This is a genomic window from Streptomyces sp. NPDC044061 (assembly GCF_056434305.1).
This window is the reverse complement of the sequence record NZ_JBWKFL010000177.1, coordinates 1-1,505: the sequence shown is the minus strand read 5'-3', so window position 1 is coordinate 1,505 and position 1,505 is coordinate 1. Positions and strand designations below refer to the sequence as shown.

General features: G+C 64.6%; 1 protein-coding gene. It reads right to left on the bottom strand.

What is annotated here, in order from left to right:
- Window positions 1–3: 3 nt before the first annotated feature.
- The gene (locus AC07CM_RS50935) at window positions 4–1,428 is read right to left on the bottom strand and encodes an NAD-dependent succinate-semialdehyde dehydrogenase (RefSeq protein ID WP_478883365.1); all 1,425 of its coding nucleotides are present in this window, start codon (window positions 1,426–1,428) and stop codon (window positions 4–6) included.
- Window positions 1,429–1,505 lie beyond the last annotated feature (77 nt).

Here is a 1,505-nt window from a genome sequence, read left to right as displayed (position 1 = left end):
TGATCAGGCGCTGAGTACTGTTTTGTGGATCAGGTAGGGTTCGATTCCCTCTGTTCCGCCCTCTTGGCCCCAGCCGGTGTCCTTGACGCCGCCGAATGGGATCTCGCAGCGTGAGCAGTTGTAGTCGTTGATTCCCACGACTCCGGCCTGGAGATCGTGTGTCGCTGCGCGGGCGATTCGGTTGGATCCGGTTATGACGAAGGCAGCGAGGCCGACTGGGACGGAGTTGGCTTCGGCGATCGCTTCTTCGTAGGTGGCGAATGATGTGATCGGTGCGACTGGACCGAATGGTTCCTCCGACATGATCAGCGCGTTTTTGCTCACCCTGCCGAGCACGGTGGGGCGGTAGAAGAAGCCGTTCGGTTCCGGTCCGATGCCCCCGGTCAGGAGTGTGGCACCTTTGTGGACGGCATCCTTGACGAGGGCATCGACAGCCTCGACGCGTCGACGTGAGATCAATGGGCCCATGTCGGTGTCCTCGTCGAGACCGTTGCCGATCCGGATCTCGCAGGCCGCGGAGACGAAGGCATCGGTGAACTCGTCGATCACGGACTCGTGCACCAGGAACCGGGTTGGCGAGGCGCATATTTGCCCGGCGTTGCGGTACTTCCACAGCACGGCGTCGCGCGCTGCCGACTTCACGTCGCCGTCTGGGAACACGAGCACAGGTGCGTGTCCACCGAGTTCGAGCGTCGAGCGTTTGAGTCCGTCGCCCGCGAGGCGGGCGATGATTCGTCCCACTGTCGTGGATCCGGTGAAGGAGACCTTCCGGATGGCCGGACTGCTGATCACGAACTCCGAGACCTCGGAGGGTTCACCGAAGACGACTTGCACAGCCCGCTGAGGCACGCCTGCGGCGTGCAACGCGGACACGATGGTGCAGGCAGCCGATGGTGTTTCCGATGCTGCCTTGAGGATGACCGAGCATCCGGCAGCCAGGGCCGGTGCCAGCTTGCGACCCACGGTCAACGCCGGGGCGTTCCAGGGGGTGAGTGCGAAGACGGGACCCACTGGCTCGCTGACGACGAGGTGCCGCGATCCGCCGCCACCGGGAATCACCCGGCCGTAGATACGTGTGGATTCCTCGGCGAACCACCGCAGGACGTCGATCGTGGCACGCCACTCCGCGTCCGATTCGCGAAGCGGCTTGCCCTGCTCGAGGGTGAGAGCGCGGCTGATTTCGGGAAGTCTCTCCTCGAGAATGTCTGCGGCACCCGACAGTGCACGGGCCCGTTCCCGGGGATCCGCGGCCCGCCAGCTCTCAAAACCTTCGCCCGAGGCGGTGACGGCCCGCGCCAGCAATGACCGGTCCGCGAGCGGCAACTGTCCGAGCACGGATTCGTCGGCCGGGTTGACAATGGGCAGGCTCGCCCCGGTTTCGTGGACCTCTTCCCCGTCGACGAGGAGAGCGATGTCTGGGTAGGTCACTGGTTCCTACTTCCGTCGCAAGTGTTACGCCCGTTTAAACCCGCCCCACAGCACCATGACCGCCCCCACAACCACCC